Origin of the sequence: Enterobacter sp. 61D5, assembly GCF_034107965.1 — a bacterium.
Classification (GTDB): Bacteria; Pseudomonadota; Gammaproteobacteria; order Enterobacterales; family Enterobacteriaceae; genus Enterobacter; species Enterobacter cloacae_M.
The window spans coordinates 175,329-191,436 of sequence record NZ_JAWNFK010000024.1 but is presented as its reverse complement, the minus strand read 5'-3'; the positions used below and the strand labels follow the sequence as shown (position 1 = coordinate 191,436).

Genomic DNA, 16,108 nt, shown 5'->3' with positions numbered 1-16,108 from the left:
GGAAATTTAGAGCGACTTTAGCAAAAAATCGCCCTGAATTGATCGAAAGCTGTTATTGCCGCGGCAAATCATCCCACGTGCCGGGGGCAAGCTGCGCCTTAACGTCGGGATAGCGGGCGGGATCAAATACCGGCGGAACGCCGAGTTTGCGCTGACGCAGATAGTCTCTGGCAATCAGGGTCACAACGGGTGAGAGCAGCAGGATAGCGGTGAGGTTCGTGATCGCCATCAGCGCCATAATGATATCGGCCAGCTGCCAGACCAGCGGCATACTGAGGAAGGAGCCAGCGATGACCATCAATATGACCGCGAGACGCAGGGTTCCGATTGCGGCGCGGGAGTCGAGTTTCAGGAAGATAAGGTTATTTTCAGCGTAGAGGTAATTCACCACAATCGAACTGAAGGCAAACAGCACCAGGACGAGCGAGACAAATCCTGCTCCCCAGCCGCCGGTCAGGTTCACCAGCGCCTGCTGGAGAAGCTGTATCCCGGCGGTACCAGAAGAATGCGGGACGGGGCCTGCCAGCAGCAAAATCATTGCGCTGGCGGAGCAGATGATAATGGTATCGGTAAAGACGCCAATCATCTGCACAATTCCCTGTGCGGCCGGGTGCGGCGGCCAGGAAGAGGCGGCAGCGGCCGCGTTGGGGGTTGATCCCATTCCGGCTTCATTGGAGAACATGCCCCGCTGAAAACCCGCCATCAGCGCCTGGCTAAAGGTGTAACCCAGCGCCCCGGAGGCCACTTCGCGCCAGCCAAAAGCGCTTTTGACGATGGTCGCAATCACGCCCGGCACCTGGTCGATATGCAGTGCGGCGACGAACAGGCTCGCGGCAACCCAAAGCAGCGCCATAACGGGAACCAGCCACTGCATCAGGCGGGCGATGCCCCTGAGACCGGCTGAAATGGTGAGCAAAACGACGAGGGCTAACACGATACCGGCGATCCACTCCGGGCAGGAGAAGGCATAGCGCAGGGCATTGGCGACAGAATTTGCCTGGACGGTATTAAAAATAAGGCCGTACGCGAGCAGTAAAAAAAGCGAGAACAGAACGCCCATCCAGCGCATCCCTAAGCCACGCGCCATGTACCAGGCAGGACCGCCGCGAAACTGGCCATTTTTATCTTTCTCTTTATAAAGCTGGGCGAGCGAACTTTCGGCAAAGGAGGTGGCCATCCCGAGTAGCGCCGTCACCCACATCCAGAAGACCGCGCCTGGCCCACCGGCGCTGATGGCCAGCGCAACGCCCGCCAGATTCCCGCTGCCGAGGCGTGCCGCCAGGCTGGTACAGAGTGCCTGGAACGACGTTAATCCGCCCGGCTGGGGCGTAACGCTGTTTTTCAGACTTCTGCCAAACTTGCGAATATAACGAAACTGGATAAACCCACTGCGTAGCGTAAACCAAATACCTGCTCCCAGAAGCAGGTAAATCATTATCGAACCCCACAGGACTTCGTTAATAAAGAAAAAGAAATCAGGCATTAACGTCCCTCTTGTTGATGCCAAAATGAATATGTAAGCGCTACCACTGATTGGGCATGCTGTTGCTTAGCAGCCTGTTAATCTTTCGAGTTTACCATACTCTACCTAAGCGCACTGTCTGCGGTTGCGCTGCCTCTCACTCGTGTTATCATCAGGGCAGACCGGTTACATCCCCCTAACAAGTAAACCTGTCATTGTTCCGCTGCAGGCATGCTGTCGGTAGCGTGAATTATCCAGGGCACGTTAAAAGAGAAACACTATCATGACGGATAAATTGACCTCCCTTCGTCAGTTCACCACTGTCGTAGCTGACACCGGAGATATCGCGGCGATGAAGCTGTACCAGCCGCAGGATGCCACAACTAACCCCTCTCTGATCCTTAACGCCGCACAGATCCCTGAGTATCGCAAACTGATTGACGACGCAGTGACCTGGGCGAAAGCACAGAGCAACGACCGCGCGCAGCAGGTTGTGGATGCCACCGACAAACTGGCAGTGAACATCGGTCTGGAAATCCTGAAACTGGTGCCTGGCCGTATCTCTACCGAAGTGGATGCACGTCTCTCCTACGACACCGAAGCGTCTATCGCCAAAGCGAAACGTCTGATCAAAATGTACAACGACGCTGGCATTAGCAACGACCGTATCCTGATTAAACTGGCTTCTACCTGGCAGGGTATCCGCGCGGCAGAGCAGCTGGAAAAAGACGGTATCAACTGTAACCTGACCCTGCTGTTCTCCTTCGCGCAGGCGCGTGCATGTGCAGAAGCAGGCGTATACCTGATTTCTCCGTTCGTGGGCCGTATTCTGGACTGGTACAAAGCTAACACCGATAAGAAAGAATACGCACCGGCTGAAGATCCAGGCGTGGTTTCTGTTACTGAAATCTACGAATACTACAAGCAGCACGGCTATGAGACCGTGGTTATGGGCGCAAGCTTCCGTAACGTCGGTGAAATCATCGAGCTGGCTGGCTGTGACCGCCTGACCATCGCCCCTGCGCTGCTGAAAGAGCTGGCAGAAAGCGAAGGTACCCTGGAGCGTAAACTGTCTTACACCGGTGAAGTGAAAGCACGCCCAGAGCGCATCACTGAATCCGAGTTCCTGTGGCAGCACAACCAGGATCCAATGGCGGTAGACAAACTGGCGGACGGTATCCGTAAGTTTGCTGTTGACCAGGGCAAACTGGAAAAAATGATCGGCGATCTGCTGTAATCATTCTGCGTGACCGGGCTCCCGGTCACGCGACTTCTTTCGTACCCTGTCTGAATCTCCTCTCTGCGTGTATCATTCCCTTTAATCAGTACTTTTTGAATGGAATGGATATGAATACCTTACGCATCGGCTTAGTGTCGATTTCTGACCGCGCCTCCAGCGGCGTTTACCAGGATAAAGGCATCCCTGCTCTGGAAGAGTGGCTTGGCAGCGCGCTGACCACCCCCTTTGACATTCAGACCCGCCTGATCCCTGACGAACAGCCGATAATCGAGCAGACGCTCTGCGAGCTGGTGGATGAGATGAGCTGCCATCTTGTTCTGACGACGGGCGGAACCGGCCCCGCGCGCCGCGACGTGACGCCGGACGCAACGCTGGCGATCGCCGATCGTGAAATGCCGGGCTTCGGCGAACAGATGCGCCAGATCAGTCTACACTTTGTCCCGACGGCCATTCTTTCCCGCCAGGTGGGAGTGATCCGCAAGCAGGCGTTAATTCTGAACCTGCCGGGGCAGCCGAAGTCGATCAAAGAGACGCTGGAAGGGCTGAAGGCGGAAGATGGCAGCGTCCTCGTTCACGGCATCTTTGCAAGTGTACCGTATTGTATACAGCTGCTTGACGGCCCCTATGTAGAAACCGATGAGAAAGTAGTAGCAGCTTTTCGCCCGAAAAACGCACGTCGCGAAACAATCTCCTGAAATTAACCAATATGTGGCATTAGCTGAAGCGGCGATAGCGTGGTAAAGCTTTTACGGTATAGTAATTTTTTCTTTACGATTGCTGTAAAAATAAATCCACAATACACGCAAATGGTTCGCTATGTCACATAACACCCGACCTCTGAATCGACAGGACTACAAAACTCTCACGCTCGCGGCCTTAGGCGGCGCGCTGGAGTTTTACGACTTCATCATCTTTGTTTTCTTCGCCGCCGTGGTGGGAGAGCTCTTCTTCCCGACGGATATCCCGGAATGGCTGCGTCAGGTGCAAACCTTCGGCATTTTTGCCGCCGGATATCTGGCGCGTCCGCTGGGCGGCATTATCATGGCCCACTTTGGCGATCTGGTCGGGCGCAAGAAGATGTTTACCCTTAGCATTCTGCTGATGGCCGTGCCGACGCTGGCCATTGGTCTACTGCCCACCTATGCCTCGATGGGCATTCTTGCTCCGTTGATGCTGTTGCTGATGCGCGTCCTTCAGGGGGCGGCGATTGGCGGTGAAGTGCCGGGCGCATGGGTGTTTGTCGCGGAGCATGTTCCGGCGCGGCGCATTGGTATCGCCTGCGGAACCTTAACCGCGGGGTTAACGGTAGGGATTTTGCTCGGTTCCGTCGTCGCGACAATTGTAAACACCAGCATGACGCAGCAGGCCGTGCACGACTGGGGCTGGCGTATTCCGTTCCTGCTGGGCGGGGCGTTTGGTCTGGTCGCGATGTACCTGCGCCGCTGGCTGCAGGAGACGCCGATTTTCCTCGAGATGCAGCAGCGCAAAGCGCTGGCGCAGGAGCTGCCGGTGAAGGCGGTCGTGGTACGCCATAAAAAAGCGGTGGTGGTGTCGATGCTGCTCACCTGGCTGCTCTCGGCGGGCATTGTGGTGGTGATATTGATGTCCCCGGTGTGGCTGCAAAAGCAGTACGGTTTCGCTCCTTCCGTGACGCTACAGGCGAACAGTATCGCGACAATCATGCTCTGCTTTGGCTGTCTTGTCGCCGGACTGGCGGCAGATCGTTTCGGTGCCAGCGTTACCTTTATCGTCGGCAGCCTGTTACTGGCCGCATCAAGCTGGGCGTTTTACCATCTGGCGGGCAGCCATCCTGAACAGCTGTTCCTGCTGTACGGCACTGTAGGGCTGTGCGTGGGCGTTGTCGGGGCGGTACCGTACGTGATGGTCCGCGCATTCCCGCCGGAGGTACGCTTCACCGGGATCTCATTTTCCTATAACGTGTCGTATGCCATTTTTGGCGGGCTGACGCCGATTGCGGTTACCGTGCTGATGGGCGTGTCGCCGATGGCGCCAGCCTGGTATGTACTCGCGCTCTCGCTGATGGGGCTGGTATTAGGATTTTGGCTTCGTCAGGCGGGGGGATGTCGTGCCCGCGGGGCGGACACGACAGAGGGATCAGTGTTTTTCACCAATCGGTAGAATGGTGCGGTCAAACTGCTCGTTCAGCACTTCACCCATTGCGAGGTAGATAGCGCTTGCGCCGCAAACCAGACCAATCCAGCCTGCAACATGAACGATGCCTTCGTTATCCACCAGGTGTCCAATCGCCAGCAGGGCGAACAGCACGGTCAGGCTCAGGAAAACGAACTGCAGCATGCGGTTACCTTTCAGGGTACCGAAGAACATGAACAGGGTGAAGACGCCCCACAGGCCCAGGTAAACGCCCAGGAAGTGGGCGTTTGCCGCGTCTGCCATGCCCATTTTAGGCAGCAGCAGAATGGCAACCAGGGTCAGCCAGAAAGAACCGTAAGAGGTGAAGGCGGTTAAGCCGAAGGTATTGCCTTTCTTATATTCCAGCAGGCCCGCGAAGATTTGCGCAATACCGCCGTAAAAAATGCCCATCGCCAGGATGATGCCATCCATCGGGAACATCCCGATATTGTGCAGGTTCAGCAGGATAGTGGTCATGCCAAAACCCATCAGGCCCAGCGGAGCCGGATTAGCCAACTTAGTGTTGCCCATAAGTCCTCAAAAAAATCATCATTAATATGGTGAAATGGTTAAACCCGCGTCAGTTCTCCCTGACTGGGCGCGGCATCATAATGGGCGCAATCGATGGCGTCTATGATCTCATCAGGGTGAAATTAAAATTTTTTTTATGCTTGCCCCTTGATGGATGCCGTCGCGACCCCATCTTGTAGTCAACCGCAGTGTGTGGACCTGAAAAAAATCAAATCTGGGCAGTTGAAAAAGCACGTTCTGCCCTTATTACAGGTACACAACCACATGTTGACTGAATTTTTAGTGGAGACGTTTAGATGGGTAAAATTATTGGTATCGACCTGGGTACTACCAACTCTTGTGTAGCGATTATGGATGGCACTACTGCACGCGTGCTGGAGAACGCCGAGGGCGATCGCACCACGCCTTCTATCATTGCTTATACCCAGGATGGTGAAACTCTGGTTGGTCAGCCGGCTAAACGTCAGGCAGTGACAAACCCGCAAAACACCCTGTTTGCGATTAAACGCCTGATCGGCCGCCGCTTCCAGGACGAAGAAGTTCAGCGTGACGTTTCCATCATGCCTTACAAAATCATCGCGGCAGATAACGGCGATGCATGGCTTGATGTGAAAGGCACCAAAACTGCACCACCGCAGATTTCTGCTGAAGTGCTGAAAAAAATGAAGAAAACCGCTGAAGATTACCTGGGTGAGCCGGTAACTGAAGCTGTTATCACCGTTCCTGCGTACTTCAATGATGCTCAGCGTCAGGCAACCAAAGATGCTGGCCGTATCGCAGGTCTGGAAGTAAAACGTATCATCAACGAACCAACCGCTGCTGCACTGGCTTACGGTCTGGATAAAGAAGTTGGCAACCGTACTATCGCGGTTTACGACCTGGGTGGTGGTACCTTCGATATCTCTATTATCGAAATCGACGAAGTTGACGGCGAAAAAACCTTCGAAGTTCTGGCAACCAACGGTGATACCCACCTGGGTGGTGAAGACTTCGATACCCGTCTGATCAACTACCTCGTTGACGAGTTCAAGAAAGATCAGGGCATTGACCTGCGTAACGATCCACTGGCCATGCAGCGCCTGAAAGAAGCCGCTGAGAAAGCGAAGATCGAGCTGTCTTCCGCTCAGCAGACCGACGTGAACCTGCCGTACATCACCGCAGACGCGACCGGTCCTAAACACATGAACATCAAAGTGACTCGTGCGAAACTGGAAAGCCTGGTAGAAGACCTGGTGAACCGTTCTATCGAGCCGCTGAAAGTTGCCCTGCAGGACGCTGGCCTGTCCGTATCCGATATCCAGGACGTTATCCTGGTGGGTGGTCAGACCCGTATGCCAATGGTTCAGAAGAAAGTGGCTGAGTTCTTTGGTAAAGAGCCACGTAAAGACGTTAACCCGGACGAAGCGGTCGCGATCGGCGCTGCGGTTCAGGGTGGCGTACTGACCGGTGAAGTTAAAGACGTACTGCTGCTGGACGTTACCCCGCTGTCTCTGGGTATCGAAACCATGGGCGGTGTGATGACTGCGCTCATCAACAAAAACACCACCATCCCTACGAAACACAGCCAGGTGTTCTCTACCGCTGAAGACAACCAGTCTGCGGTAACCATCCATGTGATTCAGGGTGAGCGTAAGCGTGCGGCGGATAACAAATCTCTGGGTCAGTTCAACCTGGACGGTATTAACCCGGCGCCGCGCGGCATGCCACAGATCGAAGTGACCTTCGACATCGATGCTGACGGTATCCTGCACGTGTCTGCGAAAGACAAAAACAGCGGTAAAGAGCAGAAGATCACCATCAAGGCATCTTCTGGCTTGAACGAAGCGGAAATCGAAAAAATGGTTCGCGATGCTGAAGCTAACGCGGAATCCGACCGTAAGTTCGAAGAGCTGGTTCAGACTCGTAACCAGGGTGACCATCTGCTGCACAGCACCCGTAAGCAGGTTGAAGAAGCAGGCGATAAACTGCCAGCGGAAGACAAGACTGCTATCGAAGCTGCACTGAGTGCGCTGGAATCCTCACTGAAAGGTGAAGACAAAGCGGACATCGAAGCGAAGATGCAGGAACTGGCGCAGGCTTCTCAGAAGCTGATGGAAATCGCTCAGCAGCAGCACGCTCAACAGCAGGCGGGCGCTGACGCTTCAGCGAACAACGCGAAAGACGACGACGTTGTCGACGCTGAGTTCGAAGAAGTTAAAGATAAAAAATAATCGCCCTGATGCAGGGTAATTAATCGGCACGGGCGTAGGAGAATTCTCCACGCCCGTGCTCGCATGTTAAGGGGCTTAAAAAAACCAATGGCAAAGCAAGACTATTACGAGATTTTAGGCGTTCCGAAAACTGCGGAAGAGCGTGAAATCAAAAAGGCGTATAAGCGCCTGGCCATGAAATTCCACCCGGACCGTAACCAGGGTGACAAAGAGGCTGAAGCCAAATTTAAAGAGATCAAAGAAGCCTACGAAGTCCTGACCGATGCACAAAAACGTGCGGCCTATGACCAGTACGGTCACGCAGCCTTTGAACAGGGCGGCATGGGCGGCGGTGGATTCGGTGGCGGCGGCTTTGGCGGCGGTGCTGACTTCAGCGATATCTTTGGCGATGTATTTGGCGACATCTTCGGCGGCGGCCGTGGTCGTCAGCGCGCTGCGCGCGGCGCGGACCTGCGCTACAACATGGAGCTGACGCTGGAAGAGGCCGTTCGAGGTGTCACCAAAGAGATCCGTATCCCGACGCTGGAAGAGTGTGACGTTTGCCACGGCAGCGGCGCGAAAGCGGGAACACAGCCTCAGACCTGTCCAACCTGTCACGGCTCTGGTCAGGTACAGATGCGCCAGGGCTTCTTCGCGGTACAGCAGGCCTGTCCGCACTGTCACGGTCGCGGCACGCTGATCAAAGATCCATGCACCAAATGCCACGGGCACGGTCGCGTTGAGAAAACCAAAACACTGTCCGTTAAGATCCCGGCTGGCGTCGATACGGGCGACCGAATCCGTCTGGCAGGTGAGGGCGAAGCAGGGGAGCACGGCGCACCGGCGGGCGATCTGTACGTTCAGGTGCAGGTGAAACAGCACGCTATTTTCGAGCGTGAAGGTAATAACCTGTACTGCGAAGTGCCGATCAACTTCGCGATGGCGGCACTCGGTGGTGAAATCGAAGTGCCTACGCTGGACGGTCGCGTGAACCTGAAAGTACCTGGCGAAACCCAGACCGGCAAGCTGTTCCGCATGCGTGGGAAAGGCGTTAAATCCGTTCGCGGTGGCGCCCAGGGCGACCTGCTGTGCCGCGTCGTCGTGGAAACGCCGGTTGGCCTGAACGACAAGCAGAAACAGCTGCTGAAAGAACTGCAGGAGAGCTTTGGCGGTCCGACGGGTGAGAAAAACAGCCCGCGTTCCAAAAGCTTCTTCGATGGCGTCAAAAAATTCTTCGATGATTTGACCCGCTAATTCGTTAGCTGATTTTCATCTTCTAAAAGCCCGGAAGCGATTCCGGGCTTTTTTATTTGCGCGTATAGCTCGGTTAAACTGAGTCTATACTCAACATTAATCTGTTTTTGCCGAGCTATTTGGCTTGGTATTATGGTTTTATCGAGGTATTGATGTAAAAGAGAGAACTTAAATGAAATTACTACACCGTTTCTTTAGCAGTGAGGCGTCCGGTGGCGTGATCCTGATTATTGCCGCAGCGGCCGCGATGGTGCTGGCTAACCTTGGCATCACGCAGGATCTCTACCATGCATTTCTGGAAACGCCCGTTGAGCTGAAGGTCGGGGCGCTGGAAATTAACAAGAACTTGCTGCTGTGGATCAACGATGCGCTGATGGCGGTGTTCTTCCTGCTGGTAGGTCTTGAGGTTAAGCGTGAGCTGGTTCTGGGCTCGCTTGCCAGCCGCCAGCGCGCGGCGTTTCCTGTGATCGCAGCGATTGGCGGAATGGTCGTTCCGGCGTTGCTCTTCCTGGCGTTCACCTGGCAGGATCCTGTTGCACGTGACGGCTGGGCGATCCCGGCCGCGACGGATATCGCCTTTGCGCTCGGTGTCTTAGCCTTGCTCGGTAGCCGCGTGCCGGTGGCCCTGAAAATCTTCCTGATGGCGCTGGCGATCATCGATGACCTGGGCGCCATTGTGATTATCGCGCTGTTCTACACCAGCGATCTGTCGATCCTGTCCCTGAGCGTCGCCGCCGGGGCGATTGCGGTGCTGGCGCTGCTGAACATCTTCAATGTTCGCCGCATTGGTATCTATATCCTGGTGGGGATGGTGCTGTGGACGGCGGTGCTGAAATCCGGCGTGCACGCCACGCTGGCAGGCGTGATTGTGGGCTTCTTCGTGCCGCTTAAACCGCAGGACGGCAAGTCGCCTGCCAAACAGCTGGAGCATGTGCTGCACCCGTGGGTTGCCTTTATGATCCTGCCGCTGTTTGCGTTTGCCAACGCGGGCGTTTCCCTCGGCGGCGTGACGCTGGACGGGCTGACGTCCGTGCTGCCGCTGGGCATCATTGCCGGGCTGTTTATCGGTAAGCCGCTGGGTATTAGCCTCTTCTGCTGGCTGGCGACGAAGCTGAAGCTGGCGTCATTGCCGCACGGCACAACTTTTGGTCAAATTATGGCCGTCGGCGTGCTGTGTGGAATCGGGTTTACGATGTCGATCTTTATCTCGACGCTGGCGTTTGGTGCGCATGCGCCTGAGCTTATCGTCTGGGCTAAACTCGGCATTCTCATCGGGTCATTACTGGCCGCGGTAATCGGTTATACCTTGTTGAAGGTGAAGTTGTCCGGCCAGGCCGTCCAGGCATAACGGAACACCGGGAGGAGGCGATCCTCCTTCCGATATACACTCAGGGAGAGAAGACGCGATGTCTCATTTAAATTACAACCATCTGTACTACTTCTGGCACGTTTACAAACAGGGCTCGGTGGTGGGGGCGGCAGAGGCGCTCTACCTGACGCCGCAAACCATCACCGGGCAAATCAAGGCCCTGGAAGAGCGCCTGCAGGGTAAGCTGTTCAAGCGTAAAGGGCGTGGGATTGAACCCAGCGAACTGGGTGAACTGGTGTTCCGCTATGCGGACAAAATGTTCACCCTGAGCCAGGAGATGCTGGATATCGTCAACTATCGCAAAGAGTCGAACCTGCTCTTTGACGTGGGCGTGGCGGATGCGCTGTCCAAACGGCTGGTGAGCGGCGTGCTGGATGCGGCGGTAGTCGAAGACGAGCAAATCCACCTGCGCTGCTTTGAATCCACCCACGAGATGCTGCTGGAACAGTTGAGCCAGCACAAGCTGGATATGATTATCTCGGACTGCCCGATTGACTCCACCCAGCAGGAAGGGCTGTTCTCGGTGAAGATTGGCGAATGCGGCGTGAGCTTCTGGTGCATTAATCCTCCGCCGGAGAAACCGTTCCCCGCGTGCCTTGAAGAGCGCCGTCTGCTGGTGCCTGGGCGACGTTCCATGCTCGGACGCAAGCTGCTGAACTGGTTTAACTCGCAGGGGCTGAAGGTAGAAATCCTCGGTGAGTTCGACGATGCGGCGCTGATGAAAGCCTTTGGCGAAGCGCATAATGCGATCTTCGTTGCGCCGACGCTGTACGCGCACGATCTCTATTCAGACGACAAGATTACGGAGATAGGCAGAGTGGATAACGTGATGGAGGAGTATCACGCCATATTTGCCGAAAGAATGATTCAGCACCCGGCGGTGCAGCGAATCTGCAATCGTGACTACTCGGCGCTGTTTACGCCACCGGCAATCTGAAGGCATAAAAAAACCCGCGTTAAGCGGGTTCTTTAAACAAGCAACAACAAGTAGCGATTAAGCCAGTTTGTTGATCTGCGCGGTCAGGTTTGCTTTATGACGCGCTGCTTTGTTTTTGTGGATCAGACCTTTAGCAGCCTGACGATCCACGATTGGTTGCATTTCGTTAAATGCGTTCTGCGCTGCAGCTTTGTCGCCTGCTTCGATTGCTGCGTATACTTTCTTGATGAAAGTACGCATCATAGAGCGACGGCTTGCGTTGTGCTTACGAGCCTTTTCAGACTGAACGGCACGTTTCTTAGCTGATTTGATATTAGCCAAGTCCAACTCCCAAATATGTTCTATGTGGACAATTCAAAGGCCGAGGAATATGCCCTCTTTGCCTTCTTTTGTCAATGGATTTGTGCAAATAAGCGCCGTTAATTAGCGACGCTACGTTACGTAGTGATGGCGCAGGATTCTACCAGCTTGTCTTCCCTGAATACAGCCTTTCGGCATAAAAATCGCAGTTCAAGAGCAGATTTTTTCGCTGCGAAAGGTCAGCCTGATGAAATCATTACGGCTTTCTGTTTTGCGCGAACAATCGCCGGTTAACCTTAACCGCTGTACAAGGTATACTTTGGCGATTTTCACTGTTTTGAGCCAGACATGAAGCTGATACGCGGCATACATAATCTCAGCAGCGCGCCACACGGGTGCGTGCTGACTATTGGTAATTTCGACGGCGTGCATCGTGGTCATCAGGCGCTGTTGCAGGGATTGCGTAAAGAAGGGGAGGCCCGTGGCCTGCCCGTTGTAGTGATGATTTTCGAGCCGCAGCCGCTGGAGCTGTTCGCGGGCGATAAATCTCCCGCCCGACTCACTCGCCTGCGCGAGAAATTGCGCTATCTGGCGGAGTCCGGCGTGGACTATGTATTGTGTTTACGTTTCGATCGTCGCTTTGCCGCGCTGACAGCACAAAATTTCGTCAGCGACCTGCTGGTTAAGCGTCTTGGCGTACAGTTTCTCGCCGTGGGTGATGATTTCCGCTTTGGCGCTGGTCGTCAGGGCGATTTCTTGCTATTACAGAAGGCTGGTCTGGAGTATGGATTTGACGTCACCAGCGCGATGACCTTCTGCGAAGGTGGCGTGCGCGTCAGCAGCACGGCGGTGCGTCAGGCGCTGGCTAATGATGACCTGGACACGGCAGAAACCCTGCTGGGGCATCCGTTCACTATCTCTGGCCGCGTGGTCCATGGCGATGCGCTGGGCCGCACGATAGGCTTCCCGACGGCGAATATACCGCTGCGTCGTCAGGTTTCCCCGGTTAAAGGGGTGTATGCGGTGGAAGTGGCAGGACTGGGCGATAAGCCGTTTTACGGCGTCGCCAACATTGGCACGCGTCCGACCGTCGCCGGTGTGCGTCAACAGTTAGAAGTGCACCTGCTGGACGTTGTAATGGACCTCTATGGTCGCCATATAGATGTGATACTGCGTAAAAAAATACGCAACGAGCAGCGATTTGGTTCGCTGGATGAACTAAAAGCGCAAATTGCGCGAGATGAATTGACGGCCCGCGAGTTTTTTGGGCTTTGAACCCGGCTTAACTGCCTACGTGATAAATACGGAACCGAGAATCTGATGAGTGACTATAAATCAACCCTGAATTTGCCGGAAACAGGGTTCCCGATGCGCGGCGATCTCGCCAAGCGCGAACCGGGAATGCTGGCGCGTTGGACCGATGATGACCTGTACGGCATCATTCGTGCAGCCAAAAAAGGCAAAAAAACCTTCATTCTGCATGATGGCCCTCCATATGCGAATGGCAGCATTCATATTGGTCACTCGGTTAACAAGATTCTGAAAGACATTATCGTGAAGTCCAAAGGCCTCACGGGATATGACTCGCCTTACGTTCCAGGCTGGGACTGCCACGGTCTGCCAATCGAGCTGAAAGTGGAGCAAGAGTTTGGCAAGCCTGGTGAGAAGTTCACCGCCGCCGAGTTCCGTGCGAAGTGCCGCGAATACGCCGCCACGCAGGTTGACGGTCAGCGCGCTGACTTCATCCGTCTGGGCGTGCTGGGCGACTGGTCGCATCCGTACCTGACCATGGACTTCAAAACGGAAGCCAACATCATCCGTGCTCTGGGTAAAATCATCGGCAACGGCCACCTGCACAAAGGCGCTAAGCCGGTGCACTGGTGCGTGGACTGCCGCTCTGCGCTGGCAGAAGCGGAAGTTGAGTATTACGACAAAACCTCTCCGTCTATCGACGTGGCGTTCCATGCCGTCGATCAGGATGCGGTGAAAGCTAAATTTGGGGTCTCCTCGGTAAACGGCCCGATCTCTCTGGTGATCTGGACCACCACCCCGTGGACCTTGCCAGCGAACCGTGCGATCTCCCTGTCCGGTGAGTTCGAATACGCGCTGGTTCAGATTGACGGTCAGGCGGTTATCCTGGCGAAAGATCTGGTTGAGAGCGTGCTGAAGCGCGCGCATATCACCGACTACACCGTGCTGGGCACCGTGAAAGGCGACGCGCTGGAGCTGATGCGCTTCAAACACCCGTTCCTGGACTTCGACGTTCCGGCAATCCTGGGCGACCACGTGACGCTGGAAGCGGGTACCGGTGCGGTGCATACCGCCGGTGGCCACGGCCCTGACGACTACAACATCAGCCTGAAGTACGGTCTGGAAATCGCTAACCCGGTTGGCCCGGACGGATCTTACCTGCCTGGCACCTACCCGGCGCTGGACGGTATCAACGTCTTCAAAGCGAACGACATCATCGTTGACATGCTGCGCACCAGCGGCGCGCTGCTGCACGTTGAAAAAATGCAGCACAGCTATCCGTGCTGCTGGCGTCATAAAACGCCGATCATCTTCCGTGCGACCCCGCAGTGGTTCGTCAGCATGGATCAGAAAGGCCTGCGCGAGCAGTCTCTGAAAGAGATCAAAGGCGTGCAGTGGATCCCTGACTGGGGCCAGGCGCGTATCGAATCCATGGTGGCTAACCGTCCTGACTGGTGTATCTCCCGTCAGCGTACCTGGGGCGTGCCGATGTCTCTGTTCGTACATAAAGAGACGCAGGAGCTGCACCCGAACACTCTGGAACTGATGGAAGAAGTGGCGAAGCGCGTCGAAGTTGACGGCATCCAGGCGTGGTGGGATCTCGACTCCCGCGACATCCTGGGCGCTGACGCAGACAACTACGAGAAAGTACCGGATACCCTGGACGTGTGGTTCGACTCCGGGTCTACCCACTCCTCCGTGGTTGACGTGCGTCCGGAATTTGCCGGTCACGCTGCCGATATGTATCTGGAAGGGTCTGACCAACACCGCGGCTGGTTCATGTCTTCTCTGATGATCTCCACCGCCATGAAGGGTAAAGCGCCTTACCGTCAGGTACTGACTCACGGCTTCACCGTGGATGGTCAGGGCCGTAAGATGTCCAAATCTATCGGTAACACCGTTTCTCCGCAGGATGTGATGAACAAGCTGGGCGCAGACATTTTGCGTCTGTGGGTGGCCTCTACCGATTACACCGGCGAAATGGCGGTGTCTGACGAGATCCTGAAGCGTGCTGCCGACAGCTATCGTCGTATCCGTAACACCGCGCGCTTCCTGCTGGCGAACCTGAACGGGTTCGATCCGGCAAAAGACATGGTGAAACCGGAAGAGATGGTGGTGTTGGATCGCTGGGCGGTAGGCTGCGCGAAAGCGGCGCAGGAAGATATCCTGAAAGCCTATGAGTCTTACGACTTCCACGAAGTGGTGCAGCGCCTGATGCGCTTCTGCTCCATCGAGATGGGCTCGTTCTACCTCGACATCATCAAAGACCGCCAGTACACCGCGAAGGCGGACAGCGTGGCGCGTCGTAGCTGCCAGACCGCGCTGTTCCACATTGCAGAAGCGCTGGTGCGCTGGATGGCGCCGATCATGTCCTTCACTGCGGACGAAATCTGGGGCTACCTGCCGGGTGACCGTGAGAAGTATGTGTTCACGGGCGAGTGGTACGAAGGTCTGTTCGATCTTTCCAGCACCGAAGCAATGAACGATGCCTTCTGGGACGAGCTGCTGAAAGTGCGTGGCGAAGTGAACAAGGTTATCGAGCAGGCGCGCGCAGACAAAAAAGTCGGCGGCTCTCTGGAAGCGGCAGTTACGCTGTACGCCGAACCGGAGCTGGCGGCGAAGCTGACGGCGCTGGGCGATGAATTACGATTTGTCCTGTTGACCTCCGGTGCGAAAGTTGCGGATTATGCCGATGCTTCTGCTGATGCTCAGCAGAGCGAACTGCTCAAAGGACTGAAAGTCGCGCTGAGCAAAGCCGACGGTGAGAAATGCCCGCGTTGCTGGCATTACACCACCGATGTTGGCCTGGTGGCGGAACACGCAGACATCTGCGGACGCTGTGTAAGCAACGTCGCCGGTGACGGCGAAAAACGTAAGTTTGCCTGATGAGTAAAACTCTCTGTTCAACAGGACTGCGCTGGCTGTGGCTGGTTGTGGTGGTGCTGATTATCGATCTGGGCAGCAAGTTCCTGATCCTCCAGAATTTTGCTCTGGGGGAGACGGTCCCGCTGTTCCCGTCGCTTAACCTGCACTACGCGCGTAACTACGGCGCAGCGTTTAGTTTCCTTGCCGACAGCGGTGGCTGGCAGCGCTGGTTCTTCGCAGGTATCGCTCTTGGTATCTGCGTGATCCTGGCAGTGCTGATGTACCGCTCGAAGGCCACGCAAAAGCTGAATAACATTGCCTACGCGCTGATCATTGGCGGCGCCCTGGGCAACCTGTTTGACCGCCTGTGGCACGGCTTTGTGGTCGATATGATCGACTTCTACGTCGGCGACTGGCACTTCGCGACCTTTAACCTCGCCGATAGCGCAATTTGCATCGGCGCGGCGTTAATCGTGCTGGAAGGCTTCTTGCCTAAACCGGCTGCGAAAGAGCAGGCGTAACACACTCGCCCGGTGGTGTAATGCTACCGGGCAAAACA

At 55.5% G+C, this 16,108-nt stretch carries 13 protein-coding genes and 1 pseudogene; 11 read left to right on the top strand and 3 right to left on the bottom strand.

The genetic code is table 11. The annotated features are described in order from the left end of the window. Window positions 1–52: 52 nt before the first annotated feature. The gene (locus UTM25_RS20415) at window positions 53–1,483 is read right to left on the bottom strand and encodes an alanine/glycine:cation symporter family protein (RefSeq protein WP_194400798.1); all 1,431 of its coding nucleotides are present in this window, start codon (window positions 1,481–1,483) and stop codon (window positions 53–55) included. Between the two features lie 262 nt (window positions 1,484–1,745). Between UTM25_RS20415 and tal the strand changes: the two genes are divergently transcribed. The 3 genes from tal (at window position 1,746) to UTM25_RS20400 (ending at window position 4,841) form a co-directional block, all read left to right on the top strand. Further along, complete coding sequence (gene tal, locus UTM25_RS20410; protein WP_023334458.1) at window positions 1,746–2,699, top strand: transaldolase; 954 nt, start codon at window positions 1,746–1,748, stop codon at window positions 2,697–2,699. A 110-nt stretch (window positions 2,700–2,809) separates the two neighbouring features. Next, complete coding sequence (gene mog, locus UTM25_RS20405; RefSeq protein ID WP_023310343.1) at window positions 2,810–3,397, top strand: molybdopterin adenylyltransferase; 588 nt, start codon at window positions 2,810–2,812, stop codon at window positions 3,395–3,397. 121 nt (window positions 3,398–3,518) lie between these two features. Next, window positions 3,519–4,841, top strand: a complete 1,323-nt coding sequence (locus tag UTM25_RS20400) for an MFS transporter (protein WP_194400797.1) — start codon at window positions 3,519–3,521, stop codon at window positions 4,839–4,841. On the opposite strand, the gene satP is transcribed toward UTM25_RS20400, so the two are convergent. Then, window positions 4,818–5,384, bottom strand: coding sequence for an acetate uptake transporter (satP, locus tag UTM25_RS20395; RefSeq protein ID WP_023334461.1), 567 nt, complete (start codon window positions 5,382–5,384; stop codon window positions 4,818–4,820). The two genes, UTM25_RS20400 and satP, sit on opposite strands and share 24 nt — an antisense overlap. A 296-nt stretch (window positions 5,385–5,680) precedes the next feature. On the opposite strand from satP, the gene dnaK reads away from it, so the two are divergent. From dnaK to nhaR, 4 genes are all read left to right on the top strand, one after another. Continuing rightward, window positions 5,681–7,594, top strand: a complete 1,914-nt coding sequence (dnaK, locus tag UTM25_RS20390; protein ID WP_023310346.1) for a molecular chaperone DnaK — start codon at window positions 5,681–5,683, stop codon at window positions 7,592–7,594. A gap of 87 nt (window positions 7,595–7,681) precedes the next feature. Next, window positions 7,682–8,827: a molecular chaperone DnaJ gene (gene dnaJ, locus UTM25_RS20385; protein WP_023310347.1), complete on the top strand. Its 1,146-nt coding sequence runs from the start codon at window positions 7,682–7,684 to the stop codon at window positions 8,825–8,827. A gap of 172 nt (window positions 8,828–8,999) precedes the next feature. Further along, window positions 9,000–10,175 (top strand): Na+/H+ antiporter NhaA, encoded by a 1,176-nt coding sequence (gene nhaA, locus UTM25_RS20380; protein ID WP_194400796.1) that lies wholly within the window; start codon window positions 9,000–9,002, stop codon window positions 10,173–10,175. Window positions 10,176–10,233: 58 nt separating this feature from the next. After that, the gene (gene nhaR, locus UTM25_RS20375; protein ID WP_032660752.1) at window positions 10,234–11,133 is read left to right on the top strand and encodes a transcriptional activator NhaR; all 900 of its coding nucleotides are present in this window, start codon (window positions 10,234–10,236) and stop codon (window positions 11,131–11,133) included. Between the two features lie 57 nt (window positions 11,134–11,190). Here nhaR and rpsT read toward each other — a convergent pair whose 3' ends face one another. After that, entirely contained in the window at window positions 11,191–11,454 is a 264-nt protein-coding gene (gene rpsT, locus UTM25_RS20370) for a 30S ribosomal protein S20 (protein WP_003856458.1), read from the bottom strand. A 101-nt stretch (window positions 11,455–11,555) separates the two neighbouring features. On the opposite strand from rpsT, the pseudogene UTM25_RS20365 reads away from it, so the two are divergent. The 4 genes and pseudogenes from UTM25_RS20365 (at window position 11,556) to lspA (ending at window position 16,070) form a co-directional block, all read left to right on the top strand. Further along, window positions 11,556–11,774, top strand: a pseudogene (locus UTM25_RS20365) (DUF2575 domain-containing protein). 7 nt (window positions 11,775–11,781) lie between these two features. Then, window positions 11,782–12,708: a bifunctional riboflavin kinase/FAD synthetase gene (gene ribF, locus UTM25_RS20360; RefSeq protein WP_023310350.1), complete on the top strand. Its 927-nt coding sequence runs from the start codon at window positions 11,782–11,784 to the stop codon at window positions 12,706–12,708. A gap of 45 nt (window positions 12,709–12,753) precedes the next feature. Next, window positions 12,754–15,570: an isoleucine--tRNA ligase gene (ileS, locus tag UTM25_RS20355; RefSeq protein WP_194400795.1), complete on the top strand. Its 2,817-nt coding sequence runs from the start codon at window positions 12,754–12,756 to the stop codon at window positions 15,568–15,570. Continuing rightward, window positions 15,570–16,070, top strand: a complete 501-nt coding sequence (gene lspA / locus UTM25_RS20350; RefSeq protein WP_008502034.1) for a signal peptidase II — start codon at window positions 15,570–15,572, stop codon at window positions 16,068–16,070. Before ileS ends, lspA begins: the two co-directional genes overlap by 1 nt. Window positions 16,071–16,108 lie beyond the last annotated feature (38 nt).